The sequence below is a fragment of the Campylobacter concisus genome (assembly GCF_003048535.1).
GTDB classification, from domain to species: Bacteria; Campylobacterota; Campylobacteria; order Campylobacterales; family Campylobacteraceae; genus Campylobacter_A; species Campylobacter_A concisus_S.
In genome coordinates, this window is record NZ_PIRQ01000008.1 from 101,322 (window position 1) to 123,446 (window position 22,125).

Here is a 22,125-nt window from a genome sequence, read left to right on the forward strand (position 1 = left end):
GTAAGCTTTAAAGCATCTTTTGTTACTATTGCGTTTTCAAATTTAATAGGTGGGCGATGTTTATAAAAGGCTTTTTTTCAAACTCAGTTGGCATAATGACTTCAAGGATTTTAGGGCTTATAAGAGACCTTTTAACAGCTTCCATCCTTGGAGCTGGCATATTTAGCGATCTTTTTTTTATCGCTTTTAAAATACCAAATTTATTTCGCCGCATATTTGGAGAAGGTGCCTTTACACAGGCATTTTTACCAAATTTTACAAATAGCAAGAAAAAAGCGATCTTTCAAGCTGAAATTTTTATCAAATTTCTACTTTTTATAGGCGCATTAACGCTTCTTGTAAATTTATTTACACCCTACTTTATAAAGATCATTGCAAGCGGTTTAAGCGAGCAAAATATCATGGATGCAGTGCCGCTTGTGCGTATAAATTTTTACTACCTAGCCCTTGTTTATATTGTCACTTTCATGGGCGCGCTGCTTCAGTATAAAGGGCACTTTGCCACGACTGCGTTTTCTACTGCACTGCTAAATTTAGCTATGATCGCTTCATTACTTTTGGCTCGTGGCAAGAGCGAGAGCGTGGTCGCACTTTATCTTAGTTTTGGCGTCGTTGCTGGTGGCATCTTGCAGGTTTTAGTGCATCTAGTTGCTATGAAATTTAACGCCTTAAATAAAATTTTTTGGGGCGGTCTAAGCGGATATTTTAAAGGCAAAAAAGCTAGCAGCAAAGGTTTTTTTGTAAATTTTTACCACGGCTTACTTGGCTCAAGTGCGATGCAGATAAGCGCATTTATGGACACTTGGCTAGCTAGCTTTTTGGTAAGCGGCTCGATAAGCTACCTTTTTTATGCAAATAGAATTTTTCAGCTTCCACTTGCCATCTTTGCGATCGCGCTCTCCCAGGCGCTATTTCCAAAGATCACCAGACTTTTAAAGCAAAAAGATGAAACAAACGCCCTAGTTTGGACGAAAAAGAGCTTTTATCTACTCCTTTGCGCCCTGCTAGTAGCCACGATCACAGGCGTCGTGCTAAGCGAGTTTATCATCTGGCTCTTGTTTGAGAGAGGGAATTTCGTAAGGGCAAACACCATTGAATGCGCTAAGGTGCTAAGTGCCTATTTGGTGGGGCTTACTCCATTTGGTCTAGCTAAAATTTTCTCACTTTGGCTCTATGCAAATATGAAGCAAAAAGAGGCAGCCAAAATTTCCATCATCTGTCTTGTTATAAATTTGATCCTAGCTGTCATTTTGATGCAAAAATTTGGAGCTGCCGGCCTTGCATTTGCAAGCTCACTTGGGGGATTTTTACAGCTTGTTTTATACATAAGAGCCTTTGGAGCTAAGAGATTTTTAGCTATAATCGAGCCTAAATTTATAGCCGCTATCGCACTTTTGGCGGTTTTGCTCTATTTTGGTTTAATATTTTTAAAGGATATATTTAATGCGAATTTTTGATACTTCTAAAAGAGAAAAGGTTGAGTTTAGCCCGATAATAGAAGGTGAAGTTAGCATCTATCTGTGCGGACCAACGGTCTATGACGATGCACATTTAGGACACGCAAAGTCAGCCGTTAGCTTTGATCTTTTAAGAAGGGTCTTAAAAGCGCTTGGTTACAAGGTCAAATTTGCAAGAAACTACACCGACATCGACGATAAAATTTTAAATAAAATGGCGCAAACTGGCCAAAGCTTAGAAGAGATCACAAACAAATATATAGCGCATTATGAGAGCGACATGAACGCTTTAAACGTGCTTGATCCAGACTTTAAACCAAAGGCTACGCAGTGCTTGGAGGCGATCATTAGCTACATCAATGTGCTTATGGATAGAGGTGTGGCGTATAAGACGAGTGATGGAATTTACTTTGATACGAGCAAGGATAGTGGATATTTTAGCATTAGCGGTAAGGACAATAACACCGATCTAATCGCGCGCGTGGCTAGTTTTGGCGAGAAAAGAGATGAAAAAGACTTTGTGCTTTGGAAATTTGACGAAAAATGGTATGAAAGCCCATTTGGTAAGGGTCGTCCTGGCTGGCACACCGAGTGCGTGGCGATGATAAGAGAATTTCTAAGTGATAAAGAAAATGATAAATTTGAGATCGACATCCACGCTGGTGGCATCGACCTGCTCTTTCCGCATCACGAAAATGAGGCAAGCCAGTGCAGATGCGCTTATCATAAAAATTTGAGCAAATACTGGATGCATAACGGCTTTATAAAAGTAAATAACGAAAAGATGAGCAAGAGCCTAAATAATAGCTTTTTCGTAAAGGACGCCCTAAAAAATATTCATGGCGAAGTGCTTAGATTTTATCTGCTTACAAGCCATTACAGGGCTCATTTTAATTATTCAGATGAAGACTTAGTGGCTTCAAAAAAGAGGCTTGATAAAATTTACCGCCTTAAAAAAAGAGTTGACGGTGTGCAAGCAGGTGCAATAAATGAGAGCTTTAAAAATGAACTTCTTGAGGCACTAAGTGATGATCTAAACGCTTCAAAAGCGCTTGCAAGTGTTGATGAGTTTGTAAAAACAGCAAACGAAAGGCTTGATAATAGCCCAAAAGATAAAGCCTACAAGGCCGAAGTAGTGGCAAATTTGGAGTTTATAAGTGAAATTTTGGGCATTGCTAGCACAAATTATGTTGAGTATTTTCAGTTTGGCGTAAGTGACGAGCAAAAAGAGCATATCCAAAAACTTCTTGATGAGCGCGCGGTAGCTAAAAAAGAGAGAAATTTTGCAAGAGCTGATGAGATAAGAGATGAGCTAGAAAAGATGAATATTTCCATCATGGATACGCCAAATGGCGCAGTTTGGGAGAGAAATAATGACTAACTTTGGCTTAAAAGATGTACTAAAGCGCTTTGGTCCATATTTTAAAGACTACATTCCACACTTCATCCTAGCCTTCATAGGTATGGGGCTTGCAAGTGGTGGAACAGCGGTCAGTGCGTATCTGGTGGAGCCAGTATTAAATAAAATTTTCGTTGAAAAAAACGAAACATTGCTTTATTTGTTGCCATGTGCGATCATTGCTATTTATCTGTTAAAAAATATAGGCACATTTATGCAGGCTTATTTTACGGCATATATCGGACAAGATACGATTAGAAGATTTCGTGAAAAGATGGTCGAAAATTTACTAAATTTGGACATGAAATTTTTTAATGATTTTAGAACAGGCGAGCTAATAAGCAGAACCACGAACGACATAGAGCGCATAAGATCTATTGTTTCAAGCATCATACCAGAGCTTATTAGGGAGCTTGTAACTATCATAGGTCTGCTTTGTGTAGTCATATATCAAAGCCCTAAATTAGCTTTTTTTGCACTTGTTGTTATGCCATTAGCGATTTATCCGATCTCACGCCTTGCTAAAAAGATGAAAAAAATCTCAAAAAAATCACAAGAAAAGACATCTGATATCACCTCAGCCTTGAGCGAAATTTTTACAAATATCGAGATAATTAAAGCAAATAACGCTCAAAAATACGAGCACTCACGTTTTATTGATGAAAATAATAAATTTTTTAAACTAAATCTTAAAACTGTAAAAATTGAGCAACTAGTAAGCCCGCTAATGGAAACAATTGGCTCAATAGGCGTAGCTGCTGTCATCATAATAGGCGGCAAAGACGTCATCGACGGAAATATAAACATGGGTGCTTTTTTTTCATTTTTAACTGCACTTTTCATGCTCTACACCCCTCTAAAACGTATCGTAAATATATACAATAAAATGCAAGATGCGATCGCTGCGAGCGAGAGAACCTTTTTCTTGATGGATAAAGTAAGCCAGATAAAAGATGGCGAAAAAGTATTAAGTGAAGAGATAAATTTAATTAAATTTAATGATGTCCGCCTAAGCTACGGCGACAAAGAGGTCTTAAAAGGGATAAATTTGGAGGCTCGCAAGTCAGAATTTATAGCCCTGGTTGGCTCAAGCGGTGGCGGAAAAACATCGCTCATGAATCTGCTCATGAGATTTTACGACGTAAATAGCGGAGAAATTTTAATAAATGAGACAAATTTAAAAGATATCAAAATCCACTCACTTCGCCAAAATATCGGACTTGTAACCCAGCGTGTCTATATCTTTAACGATACAATCGCTAAAAACGTAGCTTACGGCAGAGAATTTGACGAAGATGCCATTGTAAACGCTTTAAAAATGGCAAATGCTTACGAGTTTGTGAGTAAGCTTGATGATGGTATTTACACCATTTTAAACGAATTTGGCACAAACCTTTCAGGTGGCCAAAGACAACGCATCGCAATAGCAAGGGCACTTTACCAAAACCCACAAATTCTCATCTTTGACGAGGCTACCTCAGCACTTGATAATGAGAGTGAAAAAGAGATCACAAAGGCTATAAACAACCTCAGAAGCAAAAAGATCATCTTTGTCATTGCTCACCGTCTAAGTACGGTTGAAAGTGCTGATAAGATCGCGGTTTTAAGCAACGGAAGGATAGTTGACACTGGAAGCGATGAAGAACTTAGCAAGAGAAATGAAATTTATGCAAAACTTAAAGGCAAAGCCTTAGTTTAAGGCGATTTTTGCTAAGATTTGCACAAATTTTTAGGCATTTTAAAGAGGTTAAAATGAGCTTAAACTACGATACTTTAAAATCTATTTTTTTTAAATTTGATCCTGAAACAGCCCACAAGATCGCTGAAGTCGCGATGGTTGGGGCAAATAAAATCTTCCCTGGCTCGCTAAGCTTTTTAGCGCACAAATGCGTGGTCGATGACAATGCGCTAAAACAAAATTTATTCTCAAGCACCTATCACAATCCAGTTGGCATAGCTGGAGGCTTTGATAAAAATGCTACGATGTTTGAGGCACTCACGGCTCTTGGATTTGGGTATTTAGAATTTGGCACATTTACACCAAAACCGCAGCCTGGCAACGCAAAGCCTAGGCTTTTTAGGCTCATAGACGAAGAGAGCATTCAAAATGCAATGGGCTTTAACAATGAAGGTTGCGAGGCTATCAAAAATAGAGTAAAAAAGATCTATCCTTTTACCATACCAATCTGGGCGAACATCGGTAAAAACAAGGTTACGCCAAACGAAGATGCGATAAAAGACTATGAAATTTTAGTAAGAGAATTTAGCGAAATTTGCGATACATTTGTCATAAACGTCTCATCGCCAAACACGCCAAATTTAAGAGCACTTCAAGATGAGAACTTTATAAAAGAGCTTTTTAGCGTCATTTTGCCACTAACCAAAAAGCCGATCATCTTTAAAATAGCTCCTGATATGAGCCACGAAGATGCGATCAAGCTTTGTAGCTGCGCAGTAGAAAACGGCGCTAGCGGCGTGCTTGTCTCAAATACAAGCGTTGATTACTCGCTCTCTCACTCGTCAAATTTAAAGGATTTTGGCGGACTAAGCGGTAAGGTAATCGCTAAAAAGTCAAAAGAGATATTTAAAGCCGTGGCAGACGAGCTTTACGGCAAGACGACGCTTATCGCATGTGGCGGCATAGATAGCGGTGCAGAGGCTTATGAGCGCATAAAAATGGGAGCAAATTTGGTCCAAATTTTTACAAGCTTTATCTTTAAAGGGCCAATGATCGCAAGAGATATAAATTTAGAAATTTTAGAACTTTTAAAAAGAGATGGCTTTGCCTCTATTAGCGAAGCGGTCGGCATAGATGTTAAAAAATAAAAGGCAAAAGATTGATAAAATTTAATAAAACAAAACTAGAAAACGGACTAGAAATTTATCACGTACCAGTAAATCCTGGTTCAAAAGTGATAAGCGTAGATGTCTTTTATAAAGTTGGATCAAGAAACGAAGTAATGGGCAAAAGTGGCATAGCTCACATGCTAGAGCATCTAAATTTCAAGTCAACCAAAAATTTACGAGCCGGGGAGTTTGATGAGATCGTAAAAGGCTTTGGCGGCGTAAATAACGCAAGTACAGGCTTTGACTACACTCACTACTTCATAAAAGCCTCAAATGAAAATTTAGACAAAACGCTTGGTCTTTTTGCCGAGCTTATGAAAAATTTAAGCCTAAAAGATAAAGAATTTCAGCCAGAGCGAGACGTGGTGCATGAAGAGCGCAGGTGGCGAACAGACAACAACCCTATGGGATATCTATACTTTAGGCTCTACAACCACGCATTTATCTATCATCCATATCACTGGACACCGATAGGCTTTATAAAAGATATCGAAAACTGGAATATCTCCGACATAAAAGAATTTCACGCTACTTTTTATCAGCCAAAAAATGCGATTTTGATGATAAGTGGCGACATCGGCAAGGATGAGGCATTTAAGCTAGCTAAGAAAAATTTTAGCGGCATAAAAAACAAAAGAGCTATCCCAAAAACTCACTGCAAAGAGCCTGAGCAAGACGGCGCTAGAAGAGCAATCATCTATAAAGATAGCCAAACACAAATGCTAGCGATTGCTTACAAAATCCCAAATTTTAAACACGCTGATCAAGTGGGGCTAAACGCGATAAGCGAGTATCTAGCCACTGGCAAAAGCTCTATTTTGCAGCAGCGCCTAGTCGATGAGCTAATGCTTGTAAACCAAATTTATGCTTATAATATGAGCTGTGTTGATGAAAATTTATTTATATTTTTAGCAGTTTGCAACCCAGATGTCGAAGCAAACGTAGTTGAAGCTGAAATTTTAAAGATCATAGATGATTTAAAAAATAAGCCAATCGACAAAGATGATGTTTTAAGAGTTAAAAATTTGATAAAAACTGATTTTATTTACTCATTTGAGAGTGCAAGCAAGGTTGCAAATTTATATGGCTCATACCTTGCTAGAGGCGACATAAAGCCACTTTACGAGCTTGAAAAAAATATCGATAAGATAGATGCCAAGCTTTTAAAAGAGATAGCAAATAGATATTTTAATGAAAAAACCAGCACAACAATAATATTAAAAAAGGAATAAACGTGGAAAATTCGCTTCAAGGTGCGATGACCGCACTCATTACGCCATTTAAAAATCAAAAAGTAGATGAAGTCAGTTTTGAAAAACTAATAAAAAGACAGATAAAGCACGGTATAGATGTCGTTGTACCAGTTGGAACTACTGGCGAGAGTGCAACACTAACGCATGATGAGCATAGAATTTGTATCGAAATAGCCGTTGATGCATGTAAAGGTACAAATGTAAAAGTACTTGCTGGGGCTGGCAGTAACGCGACTCACGAGGCTATTGGTATCGCTAAATTTGCTCAAGCTCATGGCGCTGATGGTATCCTTTCAGTTGCGCCTTATTACAACAAACCAACACAAGAAGGGCTTTACGAGCATTACAAAGCCATTGCAAATAGCATTGAAATCCCTGTGCTTCTTTACAATGTCCCTGGCAGAGTTGGCGTGGATATCTTGCCAGCGACCGTTTTTAGGCTTTTTAAAGAGTGCAAAAATATCTACGGTATCAAAGAGGCTACAGGTAGCATAGATAGATGCGTCGATCTACTGGCTCACGAGCCAAATTTAGTAGTCATTAGCGGTGAAGATGCGATCAACTATCCTATCATATCAAATGGCGGCAAAGGCGTTATCTCGGTTACTGCAAACCTCTTGCCAGATCAAATTTCACAGCTTACACACCTTGCGATGAACGAAGAGTACAAAAAAGCAAAACTAATAAACGACAATCTATACACGATAAATAAAACACTCTTTTGCGAAAGCAATCCGATACCGATCAAAGCAGCGATGTATCTAGCTGGACTCATCGACTCTTTGGAGTACCGCTTGCCACTTTGCAAACCAAGTAAAGAAAATTTTAAAAAGATAGAAGAAGTAATAAAAAATTACGAAATAAAGGGTTTTTAATGAAGGACATACTAAACGAATTTAAAGGTAAAACACTAGTCATCAGTGGCGGCACTAGAGGTATCGGCAGAGCTATAGTTGAAGAATTTGCAAAAGCCGGTGTAAATATAGCATTTACCTACAACTCAAACGAAGAGCTTGCAAAAGAGCAAGCGAGAGAGCTTGAGGCAAATTTTAAGATAAAAGCAAGAGCATATGCACTAAATATCCTCGAGCCAGAAACTTATAAAGAGCTATTTTTAAAGATAGACGAGGACTTTGATAGGATTGATTTTTTTATATCAAATGCAATTATTTCAGGTCGCGCAGTAGCTGGTGGATACACTAAATTTATGAAGCTAAAACCAAGAGGCATAAACAATATCTTTACAGCAACCGTAAATGCCTTTGTCGTAGGCACTCAAGAAGCTGCAAAACGCATGGAAAAAGTGGGTGGCGGCAGCATCATTAGCCTATCATCAACTGGAAATTTAGTATATATCGAAAACTATGCAGGTCACGGCACAGCAAAAGCAGCCGTTGAAGCGATGGCAAGATACGCTGCGACCGAGCTTGGAGAGAAAAATATCCGCGTCAATGTCGTAAGTGGCGGTCCTATCGAGACAGACGCGCTAAGAGCCTTTACAAACTACGAAGAAGTACGCGATATGACAGCAAAGCTTAGCCCGCTAAACCGCATGGGACAGCCTGCTGATCTAGCTGGAGCATGTCTATTTTTATGCTCATCTAAGGCTAGCTGGGTGACTGGGCATACATTTATAATAGATGGTGGCACGACTTTTAAATGAGAGTGAAATTTATAAGCATAAAGGCATATTTGTGAGTTTAAATTTACCAAACGCATTGGCATTTTTTAGGATACTACTGGCTCCACTTATGTTTTTTATGCTCGTAAATGCGCCAGGAATTTTTACACAAATTCACATAAGCTGGATAAATTACTTCGCAGCTCTTATTTTTGTGATCGCCTCGGTGACTGACTTTTTTGACGGCTACATCGCAAGAAGCTGGGATCAAAAAACTAAACTTGGGGCGATCCTTGATCCACTGGCAGACAAGATGCTAATTCTTGCTGCATTTTTAGGTCTTATGATGCTTGGTAGAGCGAGTGCTTGGGCTGTTTATCTCATCTTGGTAAGAGAATTTTTTATAACTGGCTTTCGTGTCGTGATGGCAAGTGATGGCGTAGAGGTCGCTGCTTCGATGGCTGGTAAAGTAAAGACAGTTTCGCAGATGTTTGCGGTTGGATTTTTACTGATGAGCTGGCCAGGCGGAGAGCTTTTGCTTTGGATTGCTGTTGCACTTACGCTTTATTCTGGGTTTGAGTACATTTTTGCCTATATAAAGGCGATGAAAAAGAGCTAAATTTGAGCTACGAATTAAAAGATATTATTTTAGAACGCACTGCAATTTTAGAGCCAGTACTGCAAAAACAAGCCAAAAAACTAAATCAAAAGATCATCAACACAAATTTTTATCACGATGCTAAAAATTTAGAAAAAATTGGCGCTGTGATTAGTCCTGAGCTAAATGAATTTTTATTAAGCTGCGCTTTAGAATACGACAAAACCCATGCAGATAAATTTGATACGTTTGATAACGACGTAGAGACTTTGCGTGGCATTTGGAGTGCGATGAGTTTTTCAAAAAGCCCTTACATTTTAGACTATCTAAGCATGCAGGCAACTCGCTCGGTGTCGCACCGCTCGTTTGCGCATAGATATATCTTTGAAATTTTACGCTTGCAAGAGAAGGCTGGCCATTCGCATCCGCTACTTGCCAAACTTTATGACTATTATGATAGCTTGCAAGCAAAACTACCTATATATGAGCTTTTGCGCCGTATAGGCGTGAGCCCTGCTGATCCTTATGATTTTGACATCTCGCTAAATGCTGTAAATTTTGGCTACTGGTTTAGCAACCAAGGACTAAGCGATGATGAGCTAGCCGGTAAATTTCACTTAGAAATTCGCCTTTTTGTCCCTTTTATAAATGACCATACATTTGAGATAGAGCTTAGAAACGACGCTGTGCCAAGGGCTAGAATAAATTTTAATGATGACGGCATGAGCTTTTTGCAAGAGTTGCCAAGTGATGCTTTGCTCCGCCCTGATATTTTAAATCTAAAGCCATTTATCACCCAAGTGAAGTCTTATTTTCATATAAATTTTGACATAAATAACAAAGACATGACCAATATAAGCGCAAGCAAAGGTCTAAATAAAGGTAAAGTCACATCTTGGCTAAGGGAAATTTTTAGCTAAAAGCCATTTGAGAGTAAATTTATAAACTTTGGCTAAAATCTCATCAATTTTTTCAAAAAAGGTAAGTTTTGAAAGGCATTTTCTTCACGCTGGCCCTGCTTTGCCTTGGGCTTTATGCGTATTCGTTTTATTTTTTAGTGACTGTTTTAGCCATTAGTTTTCTCATATTTTTTCACGAGCTTGGCCACTTTTTAGCAGCAAGAACGCTTGGCGTAAAGGTAAGCACCTTTAGTATCGGATTTGGTGAGAAAATTTACACCAAAAATGTTGGCGGCACCGACTACTGCCTAAGTGCGATCCCACTTGGTGGATACGTACAGCTAAAAGGTCAAGACGACACCGACCCAAAAGCTAAAAACTACGACCGTGATAGCTACAATGTGCTAAGCCCTATAAAGCGAATTTACATCCTCTTTGCAGGACCTTTTTTTAACTTTATCTTGGCGTTTTTTATATACATTTTGCTTGGATTTATAGGCGTTGAGAGGCTTGCACCAAGTGTCGGCCACATAGCTGAGGGCTCGGCGGCTGCGAGCGCAGGTCTAGTTAAAAACGATAAAATTTTAGAGATAAATGGTGTAAAAATAACCGAGTGGGACGATATCAGTAAAAATGTAAAACTCGAGCCTAGCACCATTTTGATAGATAGAAACGGCTCAATTTTAAGCATAAATTTAACACCAAAGATAGGCGAAACTATAAATTTATTTAATGAAAAGGTACAGCGCCCATTGATCGGGATCTCTCCAAATGGCGAAGTAGTAAAAATTTATCATACAGGTCTAAATAGTCTAAAATTTGCTTATAGCGAAACACTTGAAGCCTCAAAGCTTATCTTTAAAAGCTTTACCAAACTAGTAAGCGGAGCCGTGCCACTAAAAGAGGTCGGCGGCATCGTACAGATAGCTGATGTAACTTCAAAAGCAGCAAAGATAAGTCTTGGCGTACTTTTGACGATTGTTGCTTTAATCTCAGTAAATTTAGGTGTTTTAAATTTATTCCCCATCCCAGCGCTTGACGGCGGACACATACTTTTTAACCTATATGAGCTAGTTTTTAGACGCGAGGTAAATGAGCGGGTACTCATCATGCTTACCTACTGCGGCTGGGCGCTACTACTTGGCATAATGGTACTTGCGACCTTTAACGACATTATGAGATTAAGCGGAGGTTTATAATGATAGTTTTAAAAGAGCTATTAGAAAAGATCGAAAATTTAAGCAAAGACGTGACACTAATCGCTGTTAGCAAAAATGTCACAAGTGCTGAAGTAAAAGAGCTTTACGCGCAAGGGCAAAGAAATTTTGGCGAAAACAGAGTCCAAGAGCTAGCCAAAAAAGAGCTAGAGTTGCAAAATTTTACTGATATAAAATGGCATATGATCGGCCGCTTGCAAAATAACAAAATAAATCAAATGATAAGTCTAAAGCCAACACTTTGGCAAAGCTGCGATAGCTTTGAAAGGGCTTTAGAGGTCGATAAAAGACTCGACTACAAGCTTGATACCTTGCTTCAAATAAACTCGGCTAATGAAGATACAAAGCAAGGTGTAAGCGTAGCAAATGCGTCAGAAATTTATGAGCGTATCCAAAGCGAGTGCAAAAATATAAATTTAAAAGGCGTGATGAGTATCGGAGCGCATGTGGATGAGCCAAAAGAGATTCAAAAGAGCTTTGAACTAACTTATAAAATTTACGAGAGCCTAAAGCCAAAAGGTGCGAGTATCTGCTCGATGGGCATGAGTAGTGACTTCGAGTTAGCGATAAAATGCGGCTCAAATATGATTCGCCTTGGCACTATGCTTTATCTATAAATTTATCGCCTTTGCATGCTCTTGCTGCTAACGAAATAGATCACTGCTGGAACTATGTAAATTTCTGCCCAAAGAAACTTGAGAAAAAATTAAAATTTAATGTTTAGCGTCAGCCAAAACTAGAGCAAAAAGTACTTTTACGCCAGCTTTTTCTAGAGTGTTTTTAGCTTCAAGTATCGTTGTACCAGTGGTTACGATGTCATCTACTAAAATAACTGGCGCAGTGATCTTTTTTAGGATTTTAAAATTTCTTGGGTTATTTTGTCTAAATTGCAAATCCTTACCACTATAGCTGATCTTGCTGGTTGCATGCAGTGCGTGAAATATGGGCTTTAGATTTTTAGCCCTTAGCGCATTTGCCAAAATAGCCGTGTGCGAGTAGCCATGATGCACTCTATCATCTATCGGCAGAGCATAAATTTGCTCTGGAAAGCTAAAGCTTTTAGCAAATTTCTTAAATGCAAATTTAGCTAAATTTTTATAGATAAAAAGTCCATGCATTTGGTGCTTTGAGTGGATGAGCTCTTTGATCTCAGAGTAGCCGTAGAAGCTATAAATTTTAAAGCCCTCTAGCTCTCTTACTACAGGGCTTGGCTCGCTTAAAATTTGCGAGCAGGTTTTACAAAATGTCTTTAGTGTAAAGCTCTTGCAAAACGCACAAAACATCAGCTATTTAAGATAGCGATCGCAGAGCGCTTAACAGCGTCATTTATGATGTCTGTTAAGAATGGCTTAAATGCTCCGCCAGTGCGAACTAGCTCAAATTTGGTTTGGTTGTTTGAGATATTTTTGATGATACTTTGATCGCCTTTTTGGATTTTAAGAGTGATCTTTATCTTGCCCTTTGTGTTGTCGCTGCCATATCCGCTCATATTTGCTTCAAATTCGTTTATGAAAACTTCAACCACGACGCCACCCATGCCATTTACATTTGCGCCATGAGCTATGAGCTCTTTTTTAAGAGAATCACCAAAGTAGGTCGCAAGGTCATTTTGAAGCACGACGTATTCATCTACGGTGCCCTTGCCATCTGTTATAGTTGCAATAGTGCTTTTGTTTTTGCGGCTATCATGTACTGCACTTATATAGACCTCAAAACCACTGTTTTGTTGATTTGAAACGATAGCCTTATAAGGATCAAAGGCAACTACTGTCTGAGTAGGCGCACAACCGCTCAAGAATAGGACAAAAAGTCCAAAGATAGCTAGAAATTTAAATTTACTCATATTTTTCCTTTCAAAGTTTAGTGATCTCATCGGCTACTTTTATCGCAGCTTGTTTAACTAAAAGTGCGATAAAAAAGTCAAATTGACCAGACTCTGAAACCTCTAGCTTCTCCACATGGTGTCTAGTCGAGATTGGTAACGTTTTTTTGAAATTTATATTTGAAAGAATAAGAAGCCCATTTAGATGTCCATTTAAAATTTCTGAACTTCCCGAATAGCTTCCTCTAAGCTCGTCAAATCTAAAATCAAGCCTGTACGTATAAGGTGATGTTTGAGTATCGACAACAACGATTCCACGAGAATTTAACTCACGTTGCAAGAACATGTAAAAAAGCACTTCAAGGCGTGGATTTGAGTTAAAAACTGCAGTATTTCCTTCAACACCTGTGTAATATATCGATCTTGCGCTACTTCTAGCATCGACGATCCTGTGGAAATAAACCTTTTTTAGCCCAACATTAGTATCGATCATATTTTTTTCCAAGCAGCAGTTTATTGCTACATCACTTTTATATTTGACACCATTTATAAAAAGACCATCGCCCCTGCCTTTACAAGCGCTGCAGTCAGCCGGTATCCTCATAACCTCTTCAAAATACATCTTATCTTCGCTACTTATGCTCGCACTTTGCACGCCGTCTATGCCCTCGCACGATAGACAAAGGCTAGCTTTAGCCATGCAGCCAATTAGAAAGATAGCTGCAAAAACTGCTAATAATGTCGCTCTTAGCATTTTACTTCCTTTTGCTCTTTTTGTTTTTTGCGGAGATTTTTCACGCTCTCGCCTGCGATGCCGTAGTTATTTGTATCGATCTCATCGATAATGACAACGGTATTTTGAGCGCTTCTACCTAAAATTTCGCTTATTAGCTTTGTAACTCCGCTTATCATCTTCTCTTTTTGCTCCACACTTGGGCTATCACCCTCTTTTGTCACGCAAATTTTTACAAACGGCATAGCACTCCTTTTTGTAAATTTAGCACTTAAATTTTAATCAAAACCTATCCACCAAACAAGCTCCCAAATGCGGATATATCGTCACCTCGAAATAAGGCGAGATATTTTGTGATGATTTTGAAAGCTGTGACGTGAAATTTTGGTGCGGATAGAACATATAGTTCATCAAGCCAAAATTTCACTAACTCTTTCAAAAGGGCACAAAAGATAAGCCGCTAGTCTATTTTTAGGACAGATAAAAACGCCTCCTGCGGCAAATTCACCTTACCTATCGCCTTCATCCGTTTCTTACCCTCTTTTTGCTTTTCAAGCAACTTCCTCTTACGAGTGATGTCGCCGCCGTAGCACTTGGCTGTGACGTTTTTACCCATTGATTTTACGGTTTCACGAGCGATTATTTTATTACCGATGCTAGCTTGTATCGCCACTTCAAAGAGCTGGCGCGGCACGATCTCTTTCATCGCCTTTACGAAGTCTCTGCCCTTTGTCTGCGCCTTGCTCTCAGGCACGATGATAGATAGCGCATCGACCGTCTCGCCAGCCACTTTGACATCAAGCTTTACTAGATCTCCCACGCGGTAGTCGCTTGGCTCGTAGTCAAAGCTCGCGTAGCCTTTGGTGCTTGACTTTAGCTTGTCGTAAAAGTCCATCACGATCTCGTTCATCGGTATGTCATACTCAAGCAAAACGCGGTCAGTCGTGATGTAGTCCATCTTTGTTTGTATGCCACGGCGGTTGTTTAAAAGCGTGATAATGTTGCCCAAAAACTCGCTTGGCGTGATGATAGTCGCCTTTACGTATGGCTCAAGGATCGAGTCTATTTTATTGACTGGTGGTAGCTGGCTTGGGTTTTGGATTTTTAAATTTAGCCCGTCAGTTTGGATGACTTCATAAGTCACGGTCGGCGCTGTGGCGATGAGATCAAGATCAAATTCGCGCTCAAGCCTCTCCTTGACGACCTCCATATGAAGTAGCCCTAAAAAGCCAACTCTAAAGCCAAATCCAAGCGCGACCGAGGTCTCTGGCTCGTAGCTTATGGAGCTGTCATTTAGCTTTAGCTTATCCAGCGCGTCACGCAGATCTTCAAATTTATCAGTTTCAATAGGATAAAGCCCTGCAAAAACAAACGGCTTAGCCCTCTCAAAGCCACCAACTGGCTCTTTTAGAGGATTTCTTGACTGCGTTATCGTATCTCCAACTTGCACGTCGCTAACATTTTTAAGTCCTAAAACCACGATACCGACTTCGCCAGCGCTAAGAGTTTTGGTCTTGATCGGCGCGATAGGATTTGGATACATGAGGTCAAGCACTATGTGTTTTTTACCTGTACCCATGACCAAAATTTCATCATTTTTTGAAATTTCACCATCATAAACACGCACAAGTGCAAGTGCTCCAAGGTAGTTGTCAAACCAGCTATCGTAAATGAGTGCCTTTGTGGACTTGTTTGCATCACCATTTGGTGCTGAAATTCTTGTGATGATCGCTTCAAGCAGCTCTTTTATGCCAACACCTGTTTTTGCGCTAACCTCGATCGCTCCAGAGCAGTCAAGTCCTATAATATGCTCGATCTCGTCCTTTACTCTAGCAGGATCAGCCGCTGGTAGGTCGATCTTGTTGATGACTGGGATGATCTCTAGGTTGTTTTCAAGTGCGATATAGACGTTTGCGATGGTTTGCGCCTCCACGCCCTGACTAGCATCCACCACAAGCAGCGCACCCTCGCAGCTGGCTAAAGATCGGCTCACCTCGTAGCTAAAGTCGACGTGGCCCGGAGTGTCTATCAAATTTAGAACAAAATTTTGCCCATTTAGTGCGTAGTTTAAACGAACAGATTGGGCTTTGATCGTGATGCCGCGCTCTTTTTCGATATCCATCGTATCCATGATCTGGCTGCTCATCTCACGGTCACTGACGGCGCCACACTCCTGAATAAGGCGATCAGCAAGCGTACTTTTGCCATGGTCGATATGAGCGATAATGCTAAAGTTTCTAATGTTTTTCATATAAGTTTTACTTTTTACTAAATTTTGGGCTTTATTTTGCCTAAAGTTGATTTAAACACTAATAAATGTATTTCTATCATTTCCATACATTTTTCGCTAAAATGCCGTCTAAAACTTTCAAAAAGAGGGCTTATGTCAAAGTGGCAGTATGAAAACGATATAGATGACTATATAAAGGCTATTTTTAAAAATTTAGGACTTAAAAAATCGTGTGATTTTAATGAAAAGCAAGCGATGACACCCTATTTAAAAGAAGCATTAAAAGGTTCAGCTAAAACCAAAGCTAAAGAAAATTTTGGGGTTCCAGATTTTAGCTTAGAAATTTATGACATTCCCATAATTATAGAAAATAAATTCGGTTTGAAAAAATTAATCGCTAAAGACAAAGATAAAAACGAGATGAAATTTGACGACAATTCCATATCAGGCTATGCTGTAAATGGCGCACTTCATTATGCTCGTTCAATAATCGCAAGTGGCAAATATCACGAAGCCGTCGCAATCGGTATTGCTGGCGATAGTGAAGAAAACCTACAAATTTGCGTATATTTTGTTTGGGGCAGTAGTGAATTGACATTTAAATTTATGGATAATTATAAAACTTTAAATTTCCTCGAAAATAAAAATAGTTTTGAAAATTTTTACAAAGATGCAAAATTAACTGATGAAGATAAACACAGATTTTTAATTACATCACGCGAAATTCTTAAAATTTATGCCAAAAAACTAAATAAGCTAATGCATAATCACAATATCACCGCTCCACAACGAGTCCTTTACGTCTCTGGGATGCTGCTTTCAATGCAAGACATAAAAGAGAACTACGGACTAACACCTGATGATTTGAAAGGTTCTCAGTTGGATAATGAGCGAGACGGTATTCGTATAACTAGTCGCATAAGCTCATTTTTAAAAAATAGAAAAATTCCGTCCGAAAAGCTAAATTTAATGCTAGCTTCCTTTAATGAAATTTCAAAAAATTCACAACGAGACGAGATAGATGAAACTAAACCAAACGACAAAGAAGTTGCACATTTATTAAAAGAAAAATCAAGCACTACCAAGCAAATTTTCACGTTTCTATATAGAAATATTTTTCAAAAGATAGATGGCTCAGGCGGTGAAAGCTTTGGGCATATCGACGTAATGGGTGAGATGTATAGCGAGTTTTTAAAATATGCTTTAGGTGATGGCAAAGAGCTTGGTATTGTGCTTACTCCACCTTATATAACTAAAATGATGGCTGAAATTCTAGATATAAACAAAGATAACCGCGTTATGGATTTAGCCACTGGAAGCGCTGGCTTTCTCATCTCTGCGATGCAAATAATGATAGAAAACGCTAATGAAAATTACGCTAAAGGAAGTAGTGAAGCTCTAAAAAAGATAGATGAGATCAAAAAAAATCAGCTTCTAGGCGTGGAGCTAAATGCCGAAATGTATACTCTTGCGGCTACTAATATGATATTGCGTGGTGACGGTTCAGCTCGAATAGAACACGGCAGTGCATTTAATCGCCCAGATGAGCTTTACTCAAATTTTAAAGCCGATAGAATTTTGCTAAATCCACCATTTACATTTGATGAAAATGGTATGCCATTTATTGCTTATGGGCTTGATAGGATGGCAAAAGGCGGGCTTGGCGCCATAATCATCCAAGATAGTGCAGGTAGCGGCAAAGCTGTGAAATCAAATCAACAAATTTTAAAATCCCACACTTTACTAGCAAGTATAAAAATGCCAGTCGATCTTTTTGTGCCAGTCGCGGGAGTTCAAACGAGTATTTATATTTTTAAAGCACACGAACCACACGACTTCGAACGCTCTGTTAAATTTATAGACTTTAGAAATGACGGTTATAAAAGAACTTCTCGCTCATTACAGGAGCTAGACGAACCTACGCAAAGATACGCTGATATAGTTAAAATTTATAAAGCTGGCAGAGCCGCAAAAGTAGATCCAAGGCTTTGGAAATTAGACGAAATTTTTGTCGAGGATTTGATAACAAAAAGTGGCTCTGATTGGAATTTTGATCAGCATAAGAAGATCGATGCGATGCCGACGCTAGCTGATTTTAAAAAGAGCGTAAGCGACTATCTAAGCTGGGAAGTGTCGCAAATTTTAAAAAAGGATAATCCCAGTAGAAGCAGTATTGTAAGTCAACGAATTGCAAATTTAGAACGAGAATTTAAAGCAAATGGCGGGAAATTTGAGGAATTTAGGCTTGATAAATTATTTAATGTGAAGTCAAATCCACAACTAAATAAAGATAGTTTTAATTTTTCCGAGAATGGAGTTTATCCATATTTCACAAGAACAGTTTTAAATAATGGTATTGCAGGCTATGTCGATTATTTGGATGAGGAGCATAAAATATCAGGCAATTCACTGGCGGTTGGAATGCTTGGAATGCAGTTTTTTTATATGGAAAAGGATTTTTACGCAGGGCAGTTTACTAAAACTATTTATCCAAAATTTAATTATTTTAATAGCAAGGTGGCTCAATATTTTATAGTTCTTTTAAATAAAAATCAAAAAATTTATCAAGGCAGTTTAGTTAGAGATTTTGAAAGACTTTTCTATAATACAAAAATCCTCTTGCCGACGCTAGGCGGCGAGATAAATTTTTCCTTTATGGAAAAATTTATCGAAGAACTCGAGCGCGAACGCGTCGAAGAACTCGACGCGTATCTCGCGGTAACTGGACTTAAAAATTACAAGCTAACTGATGTCGAAAAATCTACACTCGTTAAATTTGATAAATTTAATAAACGGGGGGGGTAGCGAAGGAATTTAAAATCGGCGATTTGTTTAAAATTCAAACTCCAAAACGTAAATTTGACGCAAATAAAATTCAGTTTGGCGGACAATATCCTTATGTAGCTCGCGGAGATAAAAATAATGGAATTCGCGGATATATAGATGAAGATATACAATATTTAAATGATAAAAATACGATCAGCTTTGGTCAAGATACAGCTACAATGTTTTTTCAAAAGGACAAATATTTTACCGGTGATAAGATTAAAATTTTTATACCCATAAATTTTAACTTGAATAGCAATATAGCAAATTATATTATTACTTCAATGCGATGTGGATTTTCAAATTTTACATGGGGTAGCAGCTCTTATAATGTAGAAATTTTAAAAAATGTAAAAATTATTTTACCAACAAACGAAAACGGCGAAATCGACTACGAATTTATGGAAAATTTCATAAAAGCCATTGAAAAACTAGCCATAAAAGACGTCGTGCTTTGGGCTGACAAAAAGATAGAAACAACCAAAAAAATTATCAATAAAGCTTAGATTAGTGATGATGCCCGCAGTGATCATCTTCATCATTTAGCTCGCAGATGAGATCGTCTTTGTGTCCAAGGTTCTCACTTTCAAACTGAAGCGTGACATGGCCGATGCCTACGTGAAATAGCTCGTGCTCGATCTGCTTTATCATCTTTGAAATTTCAGCCGCCTTTAGTTCATCATCCACGACTATATGAGCGATCAGTGCGTTTGTGCCAGCATTTATTGCCCAGATATGCAAGTCGTGCACAAACCTAACACCATCTACACTCTTAATGACGCCTAAAATTTCATCCGTATCAAGCTTAAGTGGCACCGCTTCGATCAGGATATTAAAGCTATCTTTTAGCAAGCTAGCGCCACTTTTTATGATGAGCATCGAGACAAAGATACTTGCGATGCTATCGGCCTGCGTGAAGTTAAATTTCATCACAAGAAGCGCTGCAACGATGGCGCCAACTGAGCCAAGCATGTCGCCAAGCACGTGCAAATAAGCGCCTTTCATATTTAAGTTTTCTTTTGTATCAGCGCTTTTATGCATATAAACAGCTACGACTAAATTTACCACAAGTCCCAAAATACTAACAAGAAGCATCGTCTCAGCCTCTATCTGTGGCTCGTTAAAAAGCCTAATGATCGCTTCGACTATGACAAAAACAGCAAGCACGATAAGAGCTATGGCGTTTATAAAAGCTGCGATGATCTCGACCCTTTTGTAGCCAAAGGTCTTTTGTAAATTTGCCCTTTTTTCTGCGATCTTAAAAGCAACCAGCGACAAAAAAAGAGCTGCGGCGTCTGAGAGCATGTGAAATGCGTCGCTAATAAGCGCAAGCGAGTTTGAAACGAAGCCAAAAACGGCCTCAACTATCATAAACGTGAAAATTAGAAAAAATGAATTTCTTAAAACAGTTTTATTGCTAGTATGAATGTGCATACCGCCATGCTCGACGTGAGAGTGATGAGAGTGGGTCTCTTGCATCTAAAATGATCACCTTTTACTGATAAATTTAAGCATCCATAGCAAGCTCTGGCGCTACCTGACTAGAGGCTAAGCAAGCTAAAAACTGTATAAATATGCCCTGCATCTGCTTTAGTGCCGCTTAAAGATTGAATTTTAAAAATAATAAAAATTTTGTTGTAACTCTTGACATTACAACTAAAAATTATTATACTTCGTTCATCGGTTGTAAATAAAAATATTACAACACAAAGACAAGGAGAACAAAATGAAAAATTATCAAGTTGCGAAGATTGCAAACGAGCCAAGAGTTGAACTAAAAGAGGCTTTAAATTTAACTGGCTGTGAGGTATCTATAAACGAGCTTCCGGCAAATGTGAGCGTGCCATTTGTCCATGTACATAAGCAAAACGAGGAGCTTTACATCATCTTAGAGGGCGATGGCGAGCTTTTCATTGACGGTGAAGTGCTAAAAGTAAGCAAAGGAGACGCGGTGCGCATAGATCCAGAGGGCAAAAGGTGCTTTAAAGCTGGCAAAAACGGCATCAAAATGATCTGCATCCAGACAAAACGCGGTAGCCTAGAGCAATACACTATGAGTGACGGCGTGATAGTTGATGATGTAAAGCCAAGCTGGCTGTAAATTTAAAAACAAAATTTAAAAGAGAAATAATGAAAATAGCAATCATAGGCGCAAACGGCAAAAGCGGTGTAAATTTAGTAAATGAGGCACTAAAACAAGATTACGACGTCACAGCGATCGTTAGAAACAAAGAGTATAAAAACGAAAGCGTAAAGGTTGTCTATAAAGATATTTTCGAGCTTACAAAGGCTGATCTAGCAGGCTTTGACGCAGTGATCAGCGCATTTGCAGCATGGAGTGAAGAGACTTTCCCACTTCATAAAAAAGTTGCTGCTCATCTTGCAAATTTGCTAGAGGGTAGCAACGCAAGACTACTTGTAGTTGGTGGTGCTGGTACATTATTTGTAGATGATAAGGGCACAATGGTAATGGATACGCCAGACTTCCCGGCTGCATATATGGGTGTGGCAAAGGCGACTGCGGAGTCTTATTTTGAGCTAAAAGATAGGAGCGATTTACTTTGGACATACGTAAGCCCAGCAGGCGACTACGACGTAAATGGTGCTCGTACTGGTAAATACGTGCTTGGTGGAGATGGTCTCATCTTAAACTCAAAAAATGAGAGCTATATAAGCTATGCAGACCTTGCGCTTGCGATCATAGACGAGCTAAAAAACAAAAATTTTATACAAAAACGCTTCACGGCAGTTGGCGAGCGAGCATAAAAATTATAGATTTGACATAGCTGCCACAAAAAGTCGGCTTGTCAAATCTAAACTGAAAATAAACTGCTTTTAGTAAAAATTTAAAGTATAATCAGAAAAATTTTAAAGGACAGTTATGCAAGTAGGGATCAAGTTTTCAACCGCGATCCATGTAGTTTTAGTAGCTTGTTTTTTCAAAGACGAGAAAGTCACGAGCGAATTTATAGCAGGCAGTATAAACACAAATCCGGTCATAGTTAGGCGCCTGCTTGGTACTCTAAAGGCTGCAGGACTTGTGAATATCGTAGCTGGAGTTGGTGGAGTGAGTCTTGCGAAAGAGCCAAAAGATATAACCCTCCTTCAAATTTTTAACGCAGTAAATAATAAAGAAAAACTTTTTAAGATCCACTCTGACTCACCTAAAGCTTGCCCACTTGGTGGCAAGATCGAGGGACTTTTAACCAACCACTTCCTAAAA

At 38.8% G+C, this 22,125-nt stretch carries 23 protein-coding genes; 16 read left to right on the forward strand and 7 right to left on the reverse strand.

The genetic code is table 11. The features are described 5' to 3' along the window. Window positions 1-56: 56 nt before the first annotated feature. The 11 genes from murJ to CVS93_RS08330 all read left to right on the forward strand — a co-directional run bounded on the left by murJ (window position 57) and on the right by CVS93_RS08330 (window position 11,908). The gene (murJ, locus tag CVS93_RS08280; protein WP_107687274.1) at window positions 57-1,457 is read left to right on the forward strand and encodes a murein biosynthesis integral membrane protein MurJ; all 1,401 of its coding nucleotides are present in this window, start codon (window positions 57-59) and stop codon (window positions 1,455-1,457) included. After that, window positions 1,444-2,838 carry a cysteine--tRNA ligase gene (gene cysS, locus CVS93_RS08285; RefSeq protein ID WP_107687275.1) on the forward strand — a complete coding sequence of 465 codons (1,395 nt, stop codon included), beginning with the start codon at window positions 1,444-1,446 and terminating at the stop codon, window positions 2,836-2,838. Before murJ ends, cysS begins: the two co-directional genes overlap by 14 nt. Then, the gene (locus CVS93_RS08290) at window positions 2,831-4,555 is read left to right on the forward strand and encodes an ABC transporter ATP-binding protein (RefSeq protein ID WP_107687276.1); all 1,725 of its coding nucleotides are present in this window, start codon (window positions 2,831-2,833) and stop codon (window positions 4,553-4,555) included. Before cysS ends, CVS93_RS08290 begins: the two co-directional genes overlap by 8 nt. 53 nt (window positions 4,556-4,608) lie before the next feature. Next, the gene (locus CVS93_RS08295; RefSeq protein ID WP_107687292.1) at window positions 4,609-5,682 is read left to right on the forward strand and encodes a quinone-dependent dihydroorotate dehydrogenase; all 1,074 of its coding nucleotides are present in this window, start codon (window positions 4,609-4,611) and stop codon (window positions 5,680-5,682) included. Between the two features lie 11 nt (window positions 5,683-5,693). Further along, window positions 5,694-6,935 (forward strand): M16 family metallopeptidase, encoded by a 1,242-nt coding sequence (locus tag CVS93_RS08300; RefSeq protein ID WP_107687277.1) that lies wholly within the window; start codon window positions 5,694-5,696, stop codon window positions 6,933-6,935. Between the two features lie 26 nt (window positions 6,936-6,961). Next, entirely contained in the window at window positions 6,962-7,831 is an 870-nt protein-coding gene (gene dapA / locus CVS93_RS08305; RefSeq protein ID WP_035167707.1) for a 4-hydroxy-tetrahydrodipicolinate synthase, read from the forward strand. Between the two features lie 8 nt (window positions 7,832-7,839). Then, on the forward strand, window positions 7,840-8,619 hold the full coding sequence (locus CVS93_RS08310) for an enoyl-ACP reductase (RefSeq protein WP_107687293.1): 780 nt from the start codon (window positions 7,840-7,842) through the stop codon (window positions 8,617-8,619). Between the two features lie 31 nt (window positions 8,620-8,650). Beyond that, window positions 8,651-9,196 (forward strand): CDP-diacylglycerol--glycerol-3-phosphate 3-phosphatidyltransferase, encoded by a 546-nt coding sequence (gene pgsA, locus CVS93_RS08315; protein ID WP_107687294.1) that lies wholly within the window; start codon window positions 8,651-8,653, stop codon window positions 9,194-9,196. A 2-nt stretch (window positions 9,197-9,198) separates the two neighbouring features. After that, window positions 9,199-10,095: a hypothetical protein gene (locus CVS93_RS08320; RefSeq protein ID WP_107687278.1), complete on the forward strand. Its 897-nt coding sequence runs from the start codon at window positions 9,199-9,201 to the stop codon at window positions 10,093-10,095. Between the two features lie 68 nt (window positions 10,096-10,163). Beyond that, window positions 10,164-11,273 (forward strand): RIP metalloprotease RseP, encoded by a 1,110-nt coding sequence (gene rseP, locus CVS93_RS08325; protein ID WP_107687279.1) that lies wholly within the window; start codon window positions 10,164-10,166, stop codon window positions 11,271-11,273. Beyond that, window positions 11,273-11,908 (forward strand): YggS family pyridoxal phosphate-dependent enzyme, encoded by a 636-nt coding sequence (locus CVS93_RS08330; protein ID WP_107687280.1) that lies wholly within the window; start codon window positions 11,273-11,275, stop codon window positions 11,906-11,908. Before rseP ends, CVS93_RS08330 begins: the two co-directional genes overlap by 1 nt. A gap of 96 nt (window positions 11,909-12,004) precedes the next feature. Here CVS93_RS08330 and CVS93_RS08335 read toward each other — a convergent pair whose 3' ends face one another. From CVS93_RS08335 to lepA, 6 genes are read right to left on the reverse strand one after another with little or no spacing between them, the layout of a single operon-like run. Continuing rightward, window positions 12,005-12,574, reverse strand: coding sequence for a ComF family protein (locus CVS93_RS08335; protein ID WP_107687281.1), 570 nt, complete (start codon window positions 12,572-12,574; stop codon window positions 12,005-12,007). Continuing rightward, window positions 12,574-13,134, reverse strand: coding sequence for a YajG family lipoprotein (locus CVS93_RS08340; RefSeq protein ID WP_107687282.1), 561 nt, complete (start codon window positions 13,132-13,134; stop codon window positions 12,574-12,576). Before CVS93_RS08340 ends, CVS93_RS08335 begins: the two co-directional genes overlap by 1 nt. A gap of 10 nt (window positions 13,135-13,144) precedes the next feature. Continuing rightward, window positions 13,145-13,867 carry a hypothetical protein gene (locus CVS93_RS08345; protein ID WP_107687283.1) on the reverse strand — a complete coding sequence of 241 codons (723 nt, stop codon included), beginning with the start codon at window positions 13,865-13,867 and terminating at the stop codon, window positions 13,145-13,147. Then, entirely contained in the window at window positions 13,861-14,091 is a 231-nt protein-coding gene (locus CVS93_RS08350; RefSeq protein WP_009294206.1) for a 2-hydroxymuconate tautomerase family protein, read from the reverse strand. The genes CVS93_RS08345 and CVS93_RS08350 overlap by 7 nt, the downstream gene beginning before the upstream one ends. Before the next feature lie 37 nt (window positions 14,092-14,128). Further along, a complete protein-coding gene (locus CVS93_RS10020; RefSeq protein WP_258030138.1) occupies window positions 14,129-14,257 on the reverse strand; it encodes a hypothetical protein in 129 nt (42 codons plus the stop codon). A gap of 49 nt (window positions 14,258-14,306) precedes the next feature. After that, window positions 14,307-16,097, reverse strand: a complete 1,791-nt coding sequence (gene lepA, locus CVS93_RS08355; protein WP_107687284.1) for a translation elongation factor 4 — start codon at window positions 16,095-16,097, stop codon at window positions 14,307-14,309. A 132-nt stretch (window positions 16,098-16,229) separates the two neighbouring features. On the opposite strand from lepA, the gene CVS93_RS08360 reads away from it, so the two are divergent. Together CVS93_RS08360 and CVS93_RS08365 are read left to right on the forward strand one after the other, a co-directional pair. After that, window positions 16,230-18,881 (forward strand): N-6 DNA methylase, encoded by a 2,652-nt coding sequence (locus tag CVS93_RS08360; RefSeq protein ID WP_107687285.1) that lies wholly within the window; start codon window positions 16,230-16,232, stop codon window positions 18,879-18,881. A 23-nt stretch (window positions 18,882-18,904) separates the two neighbouring features. Beyond that, window positions 18,905-19,408: a restriction endonuclease subunit S gene (locus CVS93_RS08365; RefSeq protein WP_234400118.1), complete on the forward strand. Its 504-nt coding sequence runs from the start codon at window positions 18,905-18,907 to the stop codon at window positions 19,406-19,408. 1 nt (window position 19,409) lies between these two features. Here CVS93_RS08365 and CVS93_RS08370 read toward each other — a convergent pair whose 3' ends face one another. Next, window positions 19,410-20,381 carry a cation diffusion facilitator family transporter gene (locus tag CVS93_RS08370; protein ID WP_234400119.1) on the reverse strand — a complete coding sequence of 324 codons (972 nt, stop codon included), beginning with the start codon at window positions 20,379-20,381 and terminating at the stop codon, window positions 19,410-19,412. Window positions 20,382-20,628: 247 nt separating this feature from the next. On the opposite strand from CVS93_RS08370, the gene CVS93_RS08375 reads away from it, so the two are divergent. The 3 genes from CVS93_RS08375 to CVS93_RS08385 form a co-directional block, all read left to right on the forward strand. After that, entirely contained in the window at window positions 20,629-21,003 is a 375-nt protein-coding gene (locus CVS93_RS08375) for a cupin domain-containing protein (RefSeq protein ID WP_107687287.1), read from the forward strand. Between the two features lie 29 nt (window positions 21,004-21,032). Next, the gene (locus CVS93_RS08380) at window positions 21,033-21,668 is read left to right on the forward strand and encodes an NAD(P)-dependent oxidoreductase (RefSeq protein ID WP_107687288.1); all 636 of its coding nucleotides are present in this window, start codon (window positions 21,033-21,035) and stop codon (window positions 21,666-21,668) included. Between the two features lie 115 nt (window positions 21,669-21,783). Continuing rightward, window positions 21,784-22,125: Rrf2 family transcriptional regulator (locus tag CVS93_RS08385; RefSeq protein ID WP_107687289.1), on the forward strand; the 342-nt coding region annotated here is incomplete at its 3' end.

Bases quoted from the DNA above. Each gene is read 5' to 3' on its own strand.
- murJ (WP_107687274.1), top strand. From the start codon at position 57: ATGTTTATAAAAGGCTTTTTTTCAAACTCAGTTGGCATAATGACTTCA.
- cysS (WP_107687275.1), top strand. From the start codon at position 1,444: ATGCGAATTTTTGATACTTCTAAAAGAGAAAAGGTTGAGTTTAGCCCG.
- CVS93_RS08290 (WP_107687276.1), top strand. From the start codon at position 2,831: ATGACTAACTTTGGCTTAAAAGATGTACTAAAGCGCTTTGGTCCATAT.
- CVS93_RS08295 (WP_107687292.1), top strand. From the start codon at position 4,609: ATGAGCTTAAACTACGATACTTTAAAATCTATTTTTTTTAAATTTGAT.
- dapA (WP_035167707.1), top strand. From the start codon at position 6,962: ATGACCGCACTCATTACGCCATTTAAAAATCAAAAAGTAGATGAAGTC.
- CVS93_RS08330 (WP_107687280.1), top strand. From the start codon at position 11,273: ATGATAGTTTTAAAAGAGCTATTAGAAAAGATCGAAAATTTAAGCAAA.
- CVS93_RS08335 (WP_107687281.1), bottom strand. From the start codon at position 12,574: ATGTTTTGTGCGTTTTGCAAGAGCTTTACACTAAAGACATTTTGTAAA.
- CVS93_RS08340 (WP_107687282.1), bottom strand. From the start codon at position 13,134: ATGAGTAAATTTAAATTTCTAGCTATCTTTGGACTTTTTGTCCTATTC.
- CVS93_RS08345 (WP_107687283.1), bottom strand. From the start codon at position 13,867: ATGCTAAGAGCGACATTATTAGCAGTTTTTGCAGCTATCTTTCTAATT.
- CVS93_RS08350 (WP_009294206.1), bottom strand. From the start codon at position 14,091: ATGCCGTTTGTAAAAATTTGCGTGACAAAAGAGGGTGATAGCCCAAGT.
- CVS93_RS10020 (WP_258030138.1), bottom strand. From the start codon at position 14,257: ATGAACTATATGTTCTATCCGCACCAAAATTTCACGTCACAGCTTTCA.
- lepA (WP_107687284.1), bottom strand. From the start codon at position 16,097: ATGAAAAACATTAGAAACTTTAGCATTATCGCTCATATCGACCATGGC.
- CVS93_RS08360 (WP_107687285.1), top strand. From the start codon at position 16,230: ATGTCAAAGTGGCAGTATGAAAACGATATAGATGACTATATAAAGGCT.
- CVS93_RS08370 (WP_234400119.1), bottom strand. From the start codon at position 20,381: ATGCAAGAGACCCACTCTCATCACTCTCACGTCGAGCATGGCGGTATG.
- CVS93_RS08375 (WP_107687287.1), top strand. From the start codon at position 20,629: ATGAAAAATTATCAAGTTGCGAAGATTGCAAACGAGCCAAGAGTTGAA.
- CVS93_RS08380 (WP_107687288.1), top strand. From the start codon at position 21,033: ATGAAAATAGCAATCATAGGCGCAAACGGCAAAAGCGGTGTAAATTTA.